At 41.9% G+C, this 15,255-nt stretch carries 16 protein-coding genes; 11 read left to right on the forward strand and 5 right to left on the reverse strand.

From position 1 onward, the window contains the following. Positions 1-4 precede the first annotated feature (4 nt). The gene (locus C2M25_RS04340) at positions 5-1,180 is read right to left on the reverse strand and encodes an isovaleryl-CoA dehydrogenase (RefSeq protein WP_105180495.1); all 1,176 of its coding nucleotides are present in this window, start codon (positions 1,178-1,180) and stop codon (positions 5-7) included. Positions 1,181-1,224: 44 nt separating this feature from the next. Beyond that, positions 1,225-1,659 carry a MerR family transcriptional regulator gene (locus tag C2M25_RS04345; RefSeq protein ID WP_054553803.1) on the reverse strand — a complete coding sequence of 145 codons (435 nt, stop codon included), beginning with the start codon at positions 1,657-1,659 and terminating at the stop codon, positions 1,225-1,227. Positions 1,660-2,000: 341 nt separating this feature from the next. On the opposite strand from C2M25_RS04345, the gene C2M25_RS04350 reads away from it, so the two are divergent. The 11 genes from C2M25_RS04350 (at position 2,001) to C2M25_RS04400 (ending at position 12,829) form a co-directional block, all read left to right on the forward strand. Next, on the forward strand, positions 2,001-3,182 hold the full coding sequence (locus C2M25_RS04350; RefSeq protein ID WP_105174102.1) for a thiolase family protein: 1,182 nt from the start codon (positions 2,001-2,003) through the stop codon (positions 3,180-3,182). Positions 3,183-3,273: 91 nt separating this feature from the next. Then, a complete protein-coding gene (locus tag C2M25_RS04355; RefSeq protein WP_063705367.1) occupies positions 3,274-4,764 on the forward strand; it encodes a CoA-acylating methylmalonate-semialdehyde dehydrogenase in 1,491 nt (496 codons plus the stop codon). A 110-nt stretch (positions 4,765-4,874) separates the two neighbouring features. After that, the gene (locus C2M25_RS04360) at positions 4,875-6,032 is read left to right on the forward strand and encodes an acyl-CoA dehydrogenase family protein (protein ID WP_105180496.1); all 1,158 of its coding nucleotides are present in this window, start codon (positions 4,875-4,877) and stop codon (positions 6,030-6,032) included. 10 nt (positions 6,033-6,042) lie between these two features. Next, the gene (locus tag C2M25_RS04365) at positions 6,043-6,822 is read left to right on the forward strand and encodes an enoyl-CoA hydratase (protein WP_105180497.1); all 780 of its coding nucleotides are present in this window, start codon (positions 6,043-6,045) and stop codon (positions 6,820-6,822) included. Continuing rightward, positions 6,822-7,964 carry an enoyl-CoA hydratase/isomerase family protein gene (locus C2M25_RS04370; protein WP_105180498.1) on the forward strand — a complete coding sequence of 381 codons (1,143 nt, stop codon included), beginning with the start codon at positions 6,822-6,824 and terminating at the stop codon, positions 7,962-7,964. The genes C2M25_RS04365 and C2M25_RS04370 overlap by 1 nt, the downstream gene beginning before the upstream one ends. A 17-nt stretch (positions 7,965-7,981) precedes the next feature. After that, positions 7,982-8,872: a 3-hydroxyisobutyrate dehydrogenase gene (gene mmsB / locus C2M25_RS04375; RefSeq protein WP_063705355.1), complete on the forward strand. Its 891-nt coding sequence runs from the start codon at positions 7,982-7,984 to the stop codon at positions 8,870-8,872. Positions 8,873-8,881: 9 nt separating this feature from the next. Continuing rightward, positions 8,882-9,643 (forward strand): SDR family oxidoreductase, encoded by a 762-nt coding sequence (locus C2M25_RS04380; protein WP_105180499.1) that lies wholly within the window; start codon positions 8,882-8,884, stop codon positions 9,641-9,643. Between the two features lie 135 nt (positions 9,644-9,778). Continuing rightward, on the forward strand, positions 9,779-10,240 hold the full coding sequence (locus tag C2M25_RS04385; protein WP_105180500.1) for a hypothetical protein: 462 nt from the start codon (positions 9,779-9,781) through the stop codon (positions 10,238-10,240). A gap of 55 nt (positions 10,241-10,295) precedes the next feature. Further along, positions 10,296-12,119: a protein kinase domain-containing protein gene (locus tag C2M25_RS04390; RefSeq protein ID WP_105180537.1), complete on the forward strand. Its 1,824-nt coding sequence runs from the start codon at positions 10,296-10,298 to the stop codon at positions 12,117-12,119. Positions 12,120-12,130: 11 nt separating this feature from the next. Beyond that, positions 12,131-12,586 (forward strand): DUF6678 family protein, encoded by a 456-nt coding sequence (locus C2M25_RS04395; protein WP_234003526.1) that lies wholly within the window; start codon positions 12,131-12,133, stop codon positions 12,584-12,586. A gap of 30 nt (positions 12,587-12,616) precedes the next feature. Beyond that, the gene (locus C2M25_RS04400) at positions 12,617-12,829 is read left to right on the forward strand and encodes a CPXCG motif-containing cysteine-rich protein (protein ID WP_105180502.1); all 213 of its coding nucleotides are present in this window, start codon (positions 12,617-12,619) and stop codon (positions 12,827-12,829) included. 72 nt (positions 12,830-12,901) lie between these two features. Here the strand turns inward: C2M25_RS04400 and gloA are convergent, their stop codons facing one another. The 3 genes from gloA to acuI all read right to left on the reverse strand — a co-directional run bounded on the left by gloA (position 12,902) and on the right by acuI (position 15,202). Then, a complete protein-coding gene (gloA, locus tag C2M25_RS04405) occupies positions 12,902-13,432 on the reverse strand; it encodes a lactoylglutathione lyase (protein ID WP_063705331.1) in 531 nt (176 codons plus the stop codon). Between the two features lie 270 nt (positions 13,433-13,702). Further along, entirely contained in the window at positions 13,703-14,119 is a 417-nt protein-coding gene (locus C2M25_RS04410) for a VF530 family DNA-binding protein (RefSeq protein ID WP_105180503.1), read from the reverse strand. 90 nt (positions 14,120-14,209) lie between these two features. Continuing rightward, positions 14,210-15,202, reverse strand: a complete 993-nt coding sequence (acuI, locus tag C2M25_RS04415) for an acrylyl-CoA reductase (NADPH) (protein ID WP_105180504.1) — start codon at positions 15,200-15,202, stop codon at positions 14,210-14,212. Positions 15,203-15,255: the final 53 nt, after the last annotated feature.

The following is a 15,255-nucleotide window of genomic DNA, read 5'->3' on the forward strand; positions in this document are numbered from 1 at the left end:
GGTCCTATCGGCTTTCAGTGAATAATTCGCGACCAATTAGCATGCGGCGGATTTCAGATGTACCTGCGCCAATTTCATATAGTTTTGCATCACGTAATAAACGACCTGTCGCGTATTCGTTGATATAACCATTACCACCTAAGATTTGGATAGCATCAAGGGCCATTTTAGTCGCCAGCTCTGCGGCATATAAAATCGCACCAGCAGCATCTTTACGTGTTGTTTCACCGCGATCACATGCACGAGCTACCGTGTAAACGTATGAACGAGCTGCATTCATTTGCGTGTACATATCAGCGATTTTGCCTTGAATAAGCTGGAACTGACCAATCGGGCTATCAAATTGTTTACGCTCATGAATATAAGGAACCACAATGTCCATACATGCTTGCATAATGCCTAGCGGGCCAGCGGCTAAAACAACACGCTCATAATCAAGGCCACTCATAAGTACTTTTACACCTTCGTTTAAGTTACCTAGAATGTTTTCTGCTGGTACTTCGCAGTTCTCGAACACTAATTCACATGTGTTAGAGCCACGCATACCAAGTTTGTCTAGTTTCTGCGCAGTAGAAAATCCTGGTGTGTTACGTTCAACGATGAACGCTGTAATGCCCTTAGGGCCAGCATTTAAATCTGTTTTTGCATAGATAACAAAGGTATCGGCATCTGGACCATTCGTGATCCACATCTTGTTACCGTTAAGTACAAACACATCGCCTTTTTTCTCGGCTTTTAATTTCATTGATACAACATCAGAACCCGCATTTGGCTCACTCATCGCAAGGGCACCAATGTGCTCACCGCTGATAAGCTTAGGCAGGTATTTTTCTTTTTGAGCCTGTGACCCATTACGGTTGATTTGGTTAACACATAGGTTTGAATGAGCACCATAACTTAAACCAATCGATGCGCTTGCACGGCTAATTTCTTCCATTGCGATTACATGCTCAAGGTAACCAAGGCCCGCACCGCCAAATTCTTCAGGTACTGTCATACCTAATAATCCCATTTCGCCAAGCTGTGGCCAAAGTTGATTAGGGAAGGAATTGTCTATATCGGTTTGTTCTGCAAGTGGGGCAATTTCTTGGCTCGCAAAGCTATTAACGTGATCGCGGATCATGTCTGCTGTTTCGCCAAGTCCGAAGTTCATTTCTTTGTATAGTGAAATAGTGCTCATAATGTGTGTTCCTGTGAGAGTCTGTTGACGAGATTGTTGTCAGGTTATTCGTCTAAATTATTAAGGGTTTCACGACAGCGGCGTTCTGCTGTAACCAATTCCATCAGTACAACTTTAATGTCGTCCATTTGTTGGCTCAGGTCCGCTTTTTTCTCTGCGATAAGGTCAAGCATAGTCACTAGCTGTTTAGCACTTGATTTATCTGCATCGTAAAGTTCAAACAAACGGCCCGTTTCAGCCAAGGTAAAACCTAAGCGTTTACCACGTAGAATAAGTTTTAGTCTTACTTTGTCGCGTTTTGAATAAATACGGGTTTGACCATTGCGATCAGGTGAGATCAGGCCTTGGTCTTCATAAAAGCGGATAGAGCGGGTTGTAATATCAAATTCTTTTGCTAGTTCGCTGATACTAAACGTTTGCTCATTGCTTGCAGGTTCAACTGCTGCGCTTTCAAAGTTTGTTTGATTGTCTTGTTTCATGATTTATTTACCTCATTCGAATAACACCAATATAAGTGAAGTTTACGTAAAGGTAAAGGGTGATTTAGGAGTTATACTTTAGACTTATAAAGATAACTGGTTGGATTTGTTGAAAAGCTTTATTTATCTAGCCTTGTAAGCAGATGTTCGATTTTTCATACAACAAAATACAGATAAGTTTACAGTTTTGCCGGCCGCAAAAATGTTGATTTTAGATTTACGTTGGCGTAAACGTAAATATTATGTATGCTGAATTAAATCGAAATTAAACTATAACAAATTAACTGTTTGGTTACACATGATTTGAACACATGATGATAACCACTTACATGGAGCCAATTATGACTACTGAAGCCGTTGTTATTGTTGCCGCAAAACGTACCCCTATGGGTGGTTTTATGGGCGCACTAAGTGGTGCACACGCAACTGATTTAGGTGCTACAGCTATTAAAAGTAGCTTAGAGCAAGCCGGTTTATCTGCCGATAAGATTGACGAAGTGATCATGGGCTGTGTATTACCAGCTGGTCTTGGTCAAGCACCTGCTCGCCAAGCAATGTTAAAAGCGGGCCTTAATCAAGGTACTGGCGCAACAACAATCAACAAAGTTTGTGGCTCAGGCTTAAAAGCTGCAATGTTTGCTCATGACTTAATTAAATCAGGCTCTATAAACACCGCTGTTGCGGGTGGTATGGAAAGCATGAGTAATGCGCCTTATATGTTACCGAATGCACGTTCAGGTATGCGTATGGGTCATGGCGAAGTAAAAGATCACATGATGTGTGATGGCCTTGAAGATGCTTACGACAACAAAGCAATGGGTTGTTTTGCACAAGACACTGCCGATCAATATTCAATTGGTCGTGAACAAATGGATAACTTTGCACTTAGCTCACTGACTAAAGCAAACAGCGCGATTGAGACAGGCGCATTTGATAATGAAATTGCAGCGCACACTATTTCTACACGTAAAGGTGATGTGACCGTTGAGATTGATGAGCAACCAGGCAATGCACGCCCTGATAAAATCCCAGGTTTACGTCCTGCATTCAAAAAAGATGGCACGATTACAGCTGCAAACTCGTCATCAATTTCTGATGGTGCAGCAGCGCTAGTGTTAATGCGTGAATCAGATGCTAAAGCACAAGGTTTAACGCCACTTTGCCGTATCGTTGCTCACAGCACACATTCTCAGGCTCCAAGCGAATTTACTTTAGCACCGGTTGGCGCGATGCAATCGCTTTTAGAAAAAGCAGGTTGGTCTGTGAATGATGTTGATTTATGGGAAATCAACGAAGCGTTTGCCATGGTGACTATGCTTGCAATTAACGAGTTAAAACTTGATGAAAGCAAAGTAAACGTAAACGGCGGTGCTTGTGCACTTGGTCACCCAATTGGTGCAAGCGGCGCGCGTATCTTAGTTACCTTAATTCATGCATTAAAGAATCGTGGTCTTAGCAAAGGTGTTGCCTCACTGTGTATCGGTGGTGGTGAAGCTGTTGCTATGGCAATCGAAGCTATTTAATCGCTTTAGAATTTTAATCTCTCACAGCCGCAACGTATTTTAAAAACTATCATGTTGCGGCCTCTTTATACCCACTGGGGAGGAGTGCCTCATGCACCAAGTACCTTTATTTATCAACGGCGAATTTACCCAATCAAGTTCAACGCAGTTGATTGATGTTATCAATCCTGCAAACCAAGAAGTGTTAGCGCAAGTTCCGTGTGCAACGGATGCTGAAATGGATGCAGCCATTGCCTCTGCAAAAGAAACATTTAAAACATGGAAAGAAGTGCCAATTTCTGAGCGTGCGCGCATTATGATGAAATACGCTGCACTACTAAAAGAAAACCATGACGAGCTTGCGACGATTATTTGTCATGAGCTGGGTAAAACTTTTGAAGACGCCAAAGGCGATGTTTGGCGTGGTATTGAAGTGGTTGAGCAAGCAGCCAATGCACCATCACTAATGATGGGCGAAACAATGGAAAACGTAGCGCGTAAAATCGATACTTACTCTTACATGCAGCCACTGGGTGTATGTGCGGGTATTACGCCATTTAATTTCCCTGCGATGATCCCATTATGGATGTTCCCACTGGCTATTGTGTGTGGTAACACCTTTATTCTTAAACCATCAGAGCAAGATCCACTAACACCAATGCGTTTAGCTGAACTATTTGTTGAAGCGGGCGCGCCAAAAGGGGTGTTACAAGTTGTTCACGGTACAAAACCACAAGTTGACCGTTTATTAGAAGACCCAGCAGTACGTGCTATTTCATTTGTTGGTTCGTGTGGTGTGGGTGAATACATCTATTCAAAAGGCACAGCAAACCTTAAACGCGTACAAGCTTGTGTTGGTGCAAAAAACCACATGGTTATTATGCCAGATGCGAGTAAATCGCATGTTGTAAATAACCTAGTCGGTGCGTCTGTAGGTGCTGCGGGTCAGCGCTGTATGGGTATTTCCGTTGCTGTGTTTGTTGGTCAAGCTAAAGACTGGGTTGATGAAATTAAAGCAGGCTTTGAAAACGTACGCCCAGGTGTATGGGATGATGCCAACGCGGCTTACGGCCCACAAACATCAAAAGCAGCTAAAGACCGTATTTTATCACTGATCGCAAGTGGTAAATCACAAGGTGCAACGTGCTTAATTGATGGCTCTGACTTTACTGTTGAAGGTTACGAGCAAGGTAACTGGGTTGGTCCAACGTTATTTACTGATGTAACAACAGAGATGGATTTATACAAAGAAGAGATCTTTGGTCCTGTATTGGCTTGTATGTTTGTAGATACTCTTGAAGAGGCGATTGAGCTTATCAATAACTCGCCTTACGGTAACGGTACATCGTTATTCACATCAAGCGGCGCTGCTGCACGTAAATTCCAACATGAAATCGAAGTAGGTCAAGTTGGTATCAACGTGCCAATTCCTGTGCCACTCCCGTTTTTCTCTTTCACAGGTTGGAAAGGTTCATTCTACGGTGACCAACACACCTACGGTAAGCAAGGTATTCGTTTTTACACAGAAACGAAAACAATTACTTCACGTTGGTTCGAGGATGATATCGCCTCAGGTCCTAACATGAGTATCAACCTTAAATAAGCCGTAATTAATTTACTGCTGAGCGAGCACACGCTCGCTCAAAGAGCACACATTTAAACGACAACAATCGTTATTCACACAAGAATAAGACAACAAAATAGAGGTCTACTATGGACTTTAATTTAACCGAAGATCAGCAAGCGTTTGCTGAAACAGCCCGTCAGTTTGCAGAGTCAGAACTTGCTCCAAATGCAGCTAAATGGGACCAAGAACACATTTTCCCGAAAGACACCATTAAAGCAGCCGGTGAGCTAGGCTTTTGTGGTTTATATACCCCTGAAGAAGCGGGTGGCTTAGGTTTATCTCGCCTAGATTCAAGCATTATTTTCGAACAGCTTGCAATGGGTTGTACCGCAACAACCGCTATGTTGACCATTCATAATATGGCAACCTGGATGATTGCAAGCTTTGGTACTGAGGACGTTAAAGCTCAGTACTGTGAGCAATTAGTAATGGGTGAGTTACTTGCTTCTTATTGTTTAACGGAGCCAGGCTCTGGCTCTGATGCCGCATCACTAAAAACCAAAGCGGTAAAAGAGGGCAATGAGTATGTGATCTCAGGCTCTAAAATGTTTATTTCGGGAGCCGGTGAAACTGATTTACTTGTAGTTATGGCGCGCACTGGTGGTGAAGGCGCTGCCGGTATTTCTGCATTTGTTGTGCCTGCAGATGCTGCAGGCATTGAATACGGTAAAGCAGAAGAAAAAATGGGCTGGAATGCACAGCCGACACGTTTAATTAGCTTTGAAGGTGTCAGAATTCCTGCGGCTAACTTACTAGGTCAAGAAGGCGAAGGCTTTAAGTTTGCAATGCAAGGCTTAGACGGTGGTCGTATTAATATTGCAACCTGTTCATTAGGTACAGCACAAGCTGCTCTTAATACTGCGCGTGAATACCTAAAAGAACGTGAGCAATTTGGTAAGCCATTAGCTGCTTTCCAAGCACTGCAATTTAAGATTGCTGATATGAACACCGAGCTTGTTGCTGCTCGTCAAATGGTGCGCTTAGCCGCATTTAAACTAGATACTGGTGACAGCGAAAAAACAACTTACTGCGCGATGGCAAAACGTTTTGCTACAGATGTTGGTTTTAAAGTCTGTGACGACGCACTACAAATTCACGGTGGTTACGGTTACATCAAAGAATATCCATTAGAGCGTCATTTCAGAGACGTCCGTGTGCATCAAATTCTCGAAGGCACAAACGAAATCATGCGTGTGATTATCGCACGTCGTATCTTAGCTGAGTCAGCTGGCGACATTCTATAAGGAGCAACCTATGTCTAATCCATCGATTGATTTAAATATTGAAGGTAACGTAGCGGTTTTAACCATGAATAACCCGCCAGCGAATACCTGGACACAAGATACATTAACCGCGCTTAAAGACACTGTAACTGAGCTAAATGCCAACAAAAATGTGTATGCATTAGTGATTACAGGCCAAGGTGAAAAGTTCTTTAGCGCAGGTGCTGATTTAAACGTGTTTGCCAGCGGTGACAAAGGCGTTGCTGCCACTATGTCAAAAGTGTTTGGTGATGCATTTGAAGCGTTAACCAATTTCCGTGGTGTATCAATCGCGGCTATTAATGGTTATGCCATGGGCGGTGGTCTTGAAGTGGCTCTTGCGTGTGATATTCGTATTGCTGAAGAGCAAGCTCAAATGGCACTACCTGAAGCGAAAGTTGGCTTACTGCCTTGTGCTGGCGGTACGCAAAACCTTGCATGGCTTGTTGGTGAAGGCTGGGCAAAACGCATGATTTTATGTGGTGAGCGCTTAAAAGCAGACAAAGCACGTGAAATTGGCCTTGTTGAAGAAGTGGTTGGCACTGGCGAAAGTTTAGCTGCGGCAATGAAACTTGCTAACCAAGTTGGCGAACAAAGCCCGGTTGCTGTGACTGCATGTAAAGAGCTTATTCAAAAAGGTCGCACACAACCTATGGCTCATGCATTGCCATTAGAGCGTGAGTTATTTGTACAATTATTTGATACGCAAGACCAAAAAGAAGGCGTGAATGCGTTCTTAGAAAAGCGTAAAGCTAATTGGGTAAATGGCTAATGACTAACGTAACACTACTAAATCATCAAGATGCGCCTGTGGTGTTTGAAACTGCAGAGGCCGAAAGCGGCCTCATTGCAATTGCGACACTCAATGCGCCTAAGTCGTTAAATGCCTTAAATTACGACATGATCCAATTGCTTGAGCCGCAGCTTAGAAAATGGGCTGACGATGACGCAGTTGCCATGGTTATTCTAAAAGGGGCTGGCGAAAAAGCATTTTGTGCTGGTGGCGATGTAGTAAGCCTACATAAAGCAATGAGCACAGGTGAGCCTGCTAACTACATTGAAGACTTTTTTACCCATGAGTACAAATTAGACTACCTAATTCACTGCTATGAAAAGCCAATATTACTTTGGGGAAATGGCATAGTCATGGGTGGCGGCCTTGGCTTAATGGCTGGGGCAAGTCACCGTGTGGTAACCGAAACATCGCGTATCGCAATGCCTGAGCTAACCATTGGTTTATACCCAGATGTTGGCGGTAGTTATTTCTTACATAAAATGCCTGAGCAAGTGGGCCTATTCTTAGGTTTAACTGCTGCGTCTATCAATGCTGAAGATGCATTGTTTGTTAATCTTGCTGATCACTATGCAACAGCAGATAAATATGACGCTATTTTAACGGCTATCACAGCTGAAAAGTGGGGAAAAACAGCCTCATTAAATCACGAAAAGCTGACTAACATTCTAATCTCTATTGATAATATTTCAGGTCGTGTCCCTAAAGGTAACGTAAAAGATAACCTTGAGGTTATTCAAAAGCTGGCTGAATTTGACTCACTGCAGGGCAAAGTTGACTACATCCAAAGCTTAGAAACCGAAGATAAATGGCTTACCCGTGCGCAAAAGTCATTAGCGCATGGTTGTCCGCTTAGTTGTGCGCTGGTTGAACGTCAATTAGCTAATTCAAAAGAGATGACATTAGCACAGTGCTTTAAAATGGAGCTGGGTATGTCAGTACGCTGTGGCGAACTAGGTGAGTTCCAAGAGGGCGTTCGTGCGCTACTAATCGACAAAGACGGTGCACCTAACTGGCAGTTTAAATCGCTTAGCGATATCGACGAAGCAGTTGTAGATAGCTTCTTTACAGCACGCTGGGATGAGCAATCTCACCCACTTAACTCATTAACGTCATCTTAAGTCAAAGGGGTAAACAAATGGCTAAATTAACAATAGGATTTATTGGTTTAGGCAACATGGGTGGCCCAATGGCGGCAAACCTTGTCAATGCAGGTCATACAGTTCGCGTGTTTGACTTAAATAAAGCAGCGGTTAATGAGCTTGCCGATAAAGGTGCAATTGCTGCAAACGATGCGGCTGAATGTGCCATTGGTGCTGATATTTTTATCAGTATGCTACCGGCAAGCAAACACGTTAAATCGCTTTACTTAGGTGAAACGGGTCTTATTAACTTACTTGATAGCAAAACCTTAGTGATTGACTGCTCAACCATTGATGCAGAATCAGCACGTCAAGTGGGTAGCGAGCTTGCTCAAAAAGGTATTGATTTTGTTGATGCGCCGGTATCAGGTGGTGTTGCAGGTGCAACAGCGGGCACTTTAACCTTTATCGTCGGTGGTGAGCAAAGCCACTTTGAAAAAGCTAAGCTTGCTTTAGTTGATATGGGTAAAAACATCTTCCATGCTGGTGATATTGGTGCAGGCCAAGTCGCAAAAATCTGTAACAACATGCTGCTCAGCATTTTAATGGCTGGTACCAGCGAAGCGCTACAAATGGGCATCAACAACGGGCTCGATCCAAAAGTGTTAAGTGACATCATGACAGCAAGCTCTGGTCGTAACTGGACACTTGAGCTTTACAACCCATGCCCTGGTGTAATGGAAACAGCACCAGCAAGTAATGATTATAAACCGGGCTTTATGGTTGATTTAATGGCTAAAGACTTAGGTCTTGCTATGGAAGCGGCTCAGCAAAGTAATTCATCTACCCCAATGGGGTCAATGGCGAAGAATCTATACACTATGCTTCAGCATCAAGGTGCGGGTAGTGATGATTTTAGCGCTATTTTTAAATTATTCTCGAAGTAGGAGATTGTTGTGGAAATTAAAAACAACAACATCGTAATTACCGGTGGTGCGCAAGGTTTAGGCTTTGCGATGGCCGAGAAATTTGCATCGCTTGGCGCGAACATCGCCCTTATCGATATGCAACAAGACGTACTTGATACTGCAGTATCAGCGCTTGCCAAGCATGGCACAAAAGTGATGGCGTATGCTGCTAATGTGACCGACGAAGACGCAGTGGTAGCAACGTTTAACACGATTAACAAAGACTTTGGCCATATCGGCGTGTTAATTAACAACGCGGGTATCTTACGCGATGGTATGTTTATCAAAGCAAAAGAAGGCAAAGTAGTTGATAAAATGTCGTTGGCTCAATTTCAATCTGTAATTGATGTGAACCTAACTGGTGTATTCTTAGCTGGTCGTGAAGCTGCGAGCCACATGATTGAGTCAGGCAAAGGCGGTGTAATTGTTAATATGTCGAGTGTTGCCCGTGCTGGTAACATCGGCCAAACAAACTATGCAGCGTCTAAAGCCGGTGTTGTTGCGATGACAACGGGTTGGGCGAAAGAATTAGGTCGCTTTGGTATCCGTGTTGGTGCAATTGCACCAGGTGTTATTCGCACAGCAATGACAGATGCAATGAAACCAGAAGCAAAACAACGCATGATGGCAGTAACGCCAGTGGGTCGTTTTGGTGAAGCAGAAGAAATTGCTCAAACAGCACAATACATTGTAGAGAATGACTTCTTTACAGGTCGTGTTGTTGAAATTGATGGTGGTATTCGCCTTTAATTTCATAAGGTAACCCTTTACCCATTGAAAGTACCAAAACGGTAAGCCTAGCTTGCCGTTTTTTTATTTTTTAAGTATTTTAAATTCATAATGATAAGGATATTTTTTATCAACACTGATGGCATTACAGTCTCAATGAGCAAAGGCATTAAAGCCAACTTCAGACTGGGTGAACATTTTATTGAATACTGGGGTTCAGCTTATTCAGGAAAAGAAGTTCTGAAAGTAGACGGTGAATTAATAGCAGAATCACGTAACTTTAAAACAAAATCTGTTCATGAATTTAATATTGATGGTAAAGCCTGCCAATTAACGATTTCAGTAACTTTATTTAGGAAGTTTTCTTCTGTAATTTCATTAGAATGTGAGAGCAAGCTAGTTAACAGTTACCAACTCACATACGGTAAAACCCGAAAAATTGCTTGGTATTTAAAAGCAATCCCCTTTTTATTAGCAGGGGTGTTAGGCTGGTGTTTTGCTGCTGATATTCTTACCTTGTTAGAGTTGGTTATCTTTTGTTGCTTAACCTTTGCATTATCTGAGCTGGTTATGAAAGATCAAGGCTGGATCATCGAAGAGCAAAAGCCTTGTAATTAACTGCCTAGCATTCAATAATTAAGCGGTTAAAAGCCGCTTAACTTTGAGAGATGCAGTGAATCCCAAACAAATCCGCAATTTTTATATCAATGAAGAACAGTCTGTTTATTTGCTGTCTCACCATGATGCTAAAAAGCATCGCCAATGGCTTAACATTTGTATTAAACAACTTACCTTGCTTGGTTACAGTGACGTTGAACTAATTGGCTCTGGTGCATTTGGATTTGTTTTTGCCGGTGTTGATGATGAAAACCTACCTTGGGTATTTAAGTTTTCACGGATAACCCTTGCACAAAGTGTACGTGACCGTTTAGAAGACGAAGCGTACATGCTCTCGCAAGTTAAAAACCCACTCGTACCAAAATTTTATGCCTTTGAGCGCATTAAAAAGCAAGGCATTTTAATGATGGAGCGCGCTCTAGGTGAAGACTTAGAAAAAATCTCTATCAAACAGGGGCGTTTTAGCGCAGAAAAAGTTATGGCGCTGGCTCTTAGGCTACGTAATGTGCTTGTAGATTTACGTGAACATAAAAATGGCTTAAGCCCGCAACCAATTGTGCATGGCGATATCAAGCCCTCTAACATTGTTTATGATGAACAAACCAATAAGTTGTCATTGGTGGATTGGGGCAGCTCTGTTTATGCACAAATAGATGCTGATGGTAATCCGGTTACCAGCAACTTTATGGATCTTATGTCTGCTGATATCAGTAGTACCAATGCACGTATGGGGGATGTGTATTTTATTGGTGATGAACAAATGTCGGGCGGGCAGTCATCGCCACGATTCGATGAGCAAGGTGTTGCTTCAACTCTTTATGCACTGGCCTCTGCACAATCTTGCCGATTTGGTGCTGCGGTTATTCCGGCTACAAGTCTTAATTTACCTATGGAGCTTGCCCGAGTTATTGACGGTATGCTTTCTAAAGATAAAGCCACTCGCGATGGGGCGGGTGATTATTTTATGCGAAATATGCCTACAATGGCTAAAGCTTACTTACCTGAGCTGCCCCGTAAAGTTATTCGCCCTTATATTCCTTATTGGTTTAGTGAGTTTGATGAGCACCCAGACACGGTTGTTTATAGCTCACGTAAGCAATTTTTAAGACAAGCCGACCATAATCAACAATTACTTGATGTAAACGATGCCCAACTAGACAGATACTACAAAGAGTTTTTATTTGATACCGGCGACACCGAAAAAGCATTTTTGGCCTCAATAAGTCGATTAGCAAAATACCCAGTAGTTGGTGGCCTTAGTTTTCATTGGAAAGAAAACTCACTGTTTGTTGAGTCTTCTCTTATTTTGCATGATGAAACGCTTGGCACTGCGTTTACCGATGCGATTAACAACACGGTGATGTTAGCACAGGGGATTGAACAAAAAGGTCTCTTTAAATGTTGCTTGTTTGATGCGCGTAAAACCATTCAGCTCGAACGGGATGGCACAGGTGCGTTTAAATTTGAACATTTACCTGAGCTTGATTATGAAGTGATGGATGTACAAGCCTCAGACGTAACCAGACCGCATTCTTACTTTGAAGATGGTAAAGACCCAGATGAGCAATTACAGCTCCCGCAAAAGGTTATAAAGTGCGTATTTGAACTTAACCAAATACATCATACGGGCTGTATTATTTTCGAAGCCTTACCTGATAGGATGAAAATACATCATTACTATCGACTGCTTGATGCCAGTAAAGAGCCTGAATTTAAACGCTTATTAAGTAAGCTTATGCAATACGCGGTTAGTATCACAGATGTAGGTGTGGCAGGCTTTATGAAGCTACCTTACAAAAATACCCGTGAATTTGATTTGTGCACTAAACAGCCCGATGAGTTTTATCCAAGAGATCCGAAAAGAGAGTTAGATATATGAGTCTTCTGCCTATGGCTGATGCTTCAGCTAGTGAGAAAGACAAAATTGATGCATTAAGATTTATCAAAATGCAGAATCTTGTAGGTGCTGCAAACAATACAAAGTGGAATGAGCTCATCTGTGAAGTTCGAGAATGGAAAAATTGGAAACCACCTTTTCGTTCGAAATGGGTAACTGGGCATATATCAGAGTGGGATTGTGAGTGGTGCTATCATTTACCATTTCCTTTTATTGGTGTTAAGTGGCTAGATTTATACTTTATTGAAGAAATAGTAGACGTCAGAAGGCATCAATCTATAAAAGAGCATGATCACTCTGAGAGCTTATCAGAGCTTTTAGATAAGATAGGTTTATCTTACGAAAAAGGTAAAACAACAATAAGAATTTGGGGATATCTTCCTAAGTGTTTTGAGCATTTTGATGAAACTAATAACTACATGTTGAATGTATTTAAACAAAGATACTAAAAGTGATCTCAATAGTAAGGAGTTTTGCTGATGGATCAATTAACAGAGAAAAAGATTACTTGTCCGTATTGTGGAGAGCAAATAGAAATCTTACTGGAGCCAGCAGACTTAAATCAGAAGTATATTGAAGATTGCCAAATTTGTTGTAAACCAATAAACTTTTTAGTTTTTGAAAGCATAGATGAAGAGCTTTCAGTTACAGTATCAAGTGATGATGAAAGTAGTGGTTTTTCTAATTTTTAGAAATTAGATTCTAATATTTCTAATTTATGAAATAAATAACCTGCTAAATAGCAGGTTATTTAAGGTGTAATCTTACTTATGCTCTTCAATTATCTCAGTGATCCCTTCAGCTGAGAGTATCTCTATCCAATAGCCATCTGGGTCTTTTATAAAGGCTAGGCCTTTCATCGAGCCATCGTCTGGTTTTTTTACAAACTCAACATCGTATTTTGCAAAACGCTCGCATGCTGCGTACACGTCTGGCACACTAATACCGATATGACCAAAGCCTTTTGGTTCATCATTACCACTATGGTAACCAGCAAAACTGTCGTCGTGTTCTGTGCCCCAATTATGTGTAAGCTCAATAAGAGCAGGGCGGCGAAATACCCACTGTGCTTTTTCTTTATCGCTGCCTTTTGGCATTTCTTGCTCATAACCTAAAAAGTACAGCGTAAACTCCATTTTTGGGAAGTCATATTTACCAAGTAACTTCATACCTAAAACATTTTGATAGAAATCTAAAGAAGGCTTTGGATCTTTAATGCGCAACATTGTTTGTTGCATTACATAACCTTGCGTTGCATTTGCGATTTGTTCAGGTGATTCGTTGTAGTTAGACATACACATCCTTTTTTAATGACATTAATGATGATGAAAGCAGTCTAACATAATCACGTTACCCTTAAATTAATAACAAAAATATTGACGTCTTTAAATAGCCCTTCAAGTCTTAACTCGCTAACTCGCTAACTCGCTAACTCGCTAACTCGCTAACTCGCTAACTCGCTAACTCGCTAACTCGCTAACTCGCTAACTCGCTAACTCACATAAAAAAACCGCCCTAACAGGCGGCTTATTTCAACTAACAGCTTATAGCTCAAAACTTAAAGCTTAATTACCCCAAGGATTACTTGCACTTGAACGTTGTTTTCGGGTTCGTGCTTGTTGCTTGGCTTCTTTTTTTGCGTGAATGCGTTTAGCGTCGGTAAAACTTAACTCACACGGTTCACCTGGTTTTTGATCTGCAGGGATCACGCGATCTCGAGGTGGCAGCTCGTAGTTTACATCGTCTGGGCGTGGTAAGTTTTTAAGACGATACAAATAAAAGTTCTCGACTTTTTCTTGTGCCCATTGGGTTTTACGTAAAAACTTAACCGCAGATTTTACATCTGGGTTATTCTTAAAGCAGTTCAAACGCATATAGGCGTGGAGTAATTCCCAGCCATATTGCTCGACAAGTTCTGTCACGACTTGCTCGATACCAACACCTTGCAGTGGGTTATTGCTGAAAATTTCTTTATTACTCATTAGACTTTCCGGGATTACAAAACTAGGGTAAGTATAATTGCCTTTACCCTAGTTTTATAGCTAACTTGCTAAGAATGTTTATATTCGAGCTTATTCTTTACAATTAACTACTACACGGCCGCGAATTTCACCTTTTAATAGGGCTTCTGCATTTGCAACGGCTTCAGAAAGTGGAATTTCTTGCGAAATAGCATCTAGGTACTGCGCCTCAACTAACTCACTTAAACGTTGCCATGCTTCAATTCGGTCTACTTTAGGGCGCATTACACTATCTATACCCATTAAGCTAATACCACGAAGGATAAACGGCGCTACCGTTGCCGGAAAGTCCATACCTTGTGCTAAACCACAGGCAGTTACAACACCACCGTATTTAATCGATGCGCACACATTTGCAAGGGTGTGGCTACCCACAGAATCAATTGCGCCAGCGAATTGCTCTTTAGCGAGTGGTTTCCCAGGTGATGAGAATTCTTCGCGAGATAAAACACGTTTCGCACCTAATTTTTCAAGGTGCGCTTCTTCGTTCATGCGGCCTGTTGTGGCAACAACATCAAAGCCAAGTTTATTTAGTAAATAGATAGCAAAACTACCCACGCCACCATTGGCTCCGGTGACGAGAATTTCGCCGCTTTGTGGTGTGATACCTTGCTTTTCTAAGGCAATAATACTGAGCATTGCCGTATACCCAGCAGTACCAATTTGCATTGCCTGTTTTGGTGTTAAATTAGCGGGGAGGGGAATAAGCCAATCAGCGTTCATAGATGCTTTTTCACTTAGACCACCTAAGTATTTCTCCCCAACACCAAAGCCATTTAGCAGAACTTTATCACCTACTTTAAATTCATCGCTTTTAGAGTCTGTTACTGTGCCTGCAAGGTCAATTCCGGGGATCATAGGAAATGTTCTTACCACAGGGCCTTTACCTGTAATGGCTAGGGCATCTTTGTAATTCAATGTACTGTAGTCAACATCAATATTTACCTCGTGCTGGTGGATGTTCTCTACAGGGAAATCTGTGTATTCGGCACGATAACCTTGATCATCTTTGTTGATAACTACCGATTTTACTGATGTTGTCATGGTGACTCCTTTTAGACCGATCGTCTTTTAATGGTTAAAATAAAACCGCATCT

Source organism: Pseudoalteromonas sp. T1lg21, from assembly GCF_002964625.1.
GTDB classification, from domain to species: domain Bacteria; phylum Pseudomonadota; class Gammaproteobacteria; order Enterobacterales; family Alteromonadaceae; genus Pseudoalteromonas; species Pseudoalteromonas gelatinilytica.

Excerpts from the sequence above, each read along its gene's own strand:
- C2M25_RS04350 (WP_105174102.1), top strand. The coding sequence starts at position 2,001 with ATGACTACTGAAGCCGTTGTTATTGTTGCCGCAAAACGTACCCCTATG.
- C2M25_RS04365 (WP_105180497.1), top strand. The coding sequence starts at position 6,043 with ATGTCTAATCCATCGATTGATTTAAATATTGAAGGTAACGTAGCGGTT.
- C2M25_RS04355 (WP_063705367.1), top strand. The coding sequence starts at position 3,274 with ATGCACCAAGTACCTTTATTTATCAACGGCGAATTTACCCAATCAAGT.
- gloA (WP_063705331.1), bottom strand. The coding sequence starts at position 13,432 with ATGTCTAACTACAACGAATCACCTGAACAAATCGCAAATGCAACGCAA.
- C2M25_RS04410 (WP_105180503.1), bottom strand. The coding sequence starts at position 14,119 with ATGAGTAATAAAGAAATTTTCAGCAATAACCCACTGCAAGGTGTTGGT.
- C2M25_RS04360 (WP_105180496.1), top strand. The coding sequence starts at position 4,875 with ATGGACTTTAATTTAACCGAAGATCAGCAAGCGTTTGCTGAAACAGCC.
- C2M25_RS04395 (WP_234003526.1), top strand. The coding sequence starts at position 12,131 with ATGGCTGATGCTTCAGCTAGTGAGAAAGACAAAATTGATGCATTAAGA.
- acuI (WP_105180504.1), bottom strand. The coding sequence starts at position 15,202 with ATGACAACATCAGTAAAATCGGTAGTTATCAACAAAGATGATCAAGGT.
- C2M25_RS04370 (WP_105180498.1), top strand. The coding sequence starts at position 6,822 with ATGACTAACGTAACACTACTAAATCATCAAGATGCGCCTGTGGTGTTT.
- mmsB (WP_063705355.1), top strand. The coding sequence starts at position 7,982 with ATGGCTAAATTAACAATAGGATTTATTGGTTTAGGCAACATGGGTGGC.
- C2M25_RS04340 (WP_105180495.1), bottom strand. The coding sequence starts at position 1,180 with ATGAGCACTATTTCACTATACAAAGAAATGAACTTCGGACTTGGCGAA.
- C2M25_RS04400 (WP_105180502.1), top strand. The coding sequence starts at position 12,617 with ATGGATCAATTAACAGAGAAAAAGATTACTTGTCCGTATTGTGGAGAG.
- C2M25_RS04345 (WP_054553803.1), bottom strand. The coding sequence starts at position 1,659 with ATGAAACAAGACAATCAAACAAACTTTGAAAGCGCAGCAGTTGAACCT.
- C2M25_RS04385 (WP_105180500.1), top strand. The coding sequence starts at position 9,779 with ATGAGCAAAGGCATTAAAGCCAACTTCAGACTGGGTGAACATTTTATT.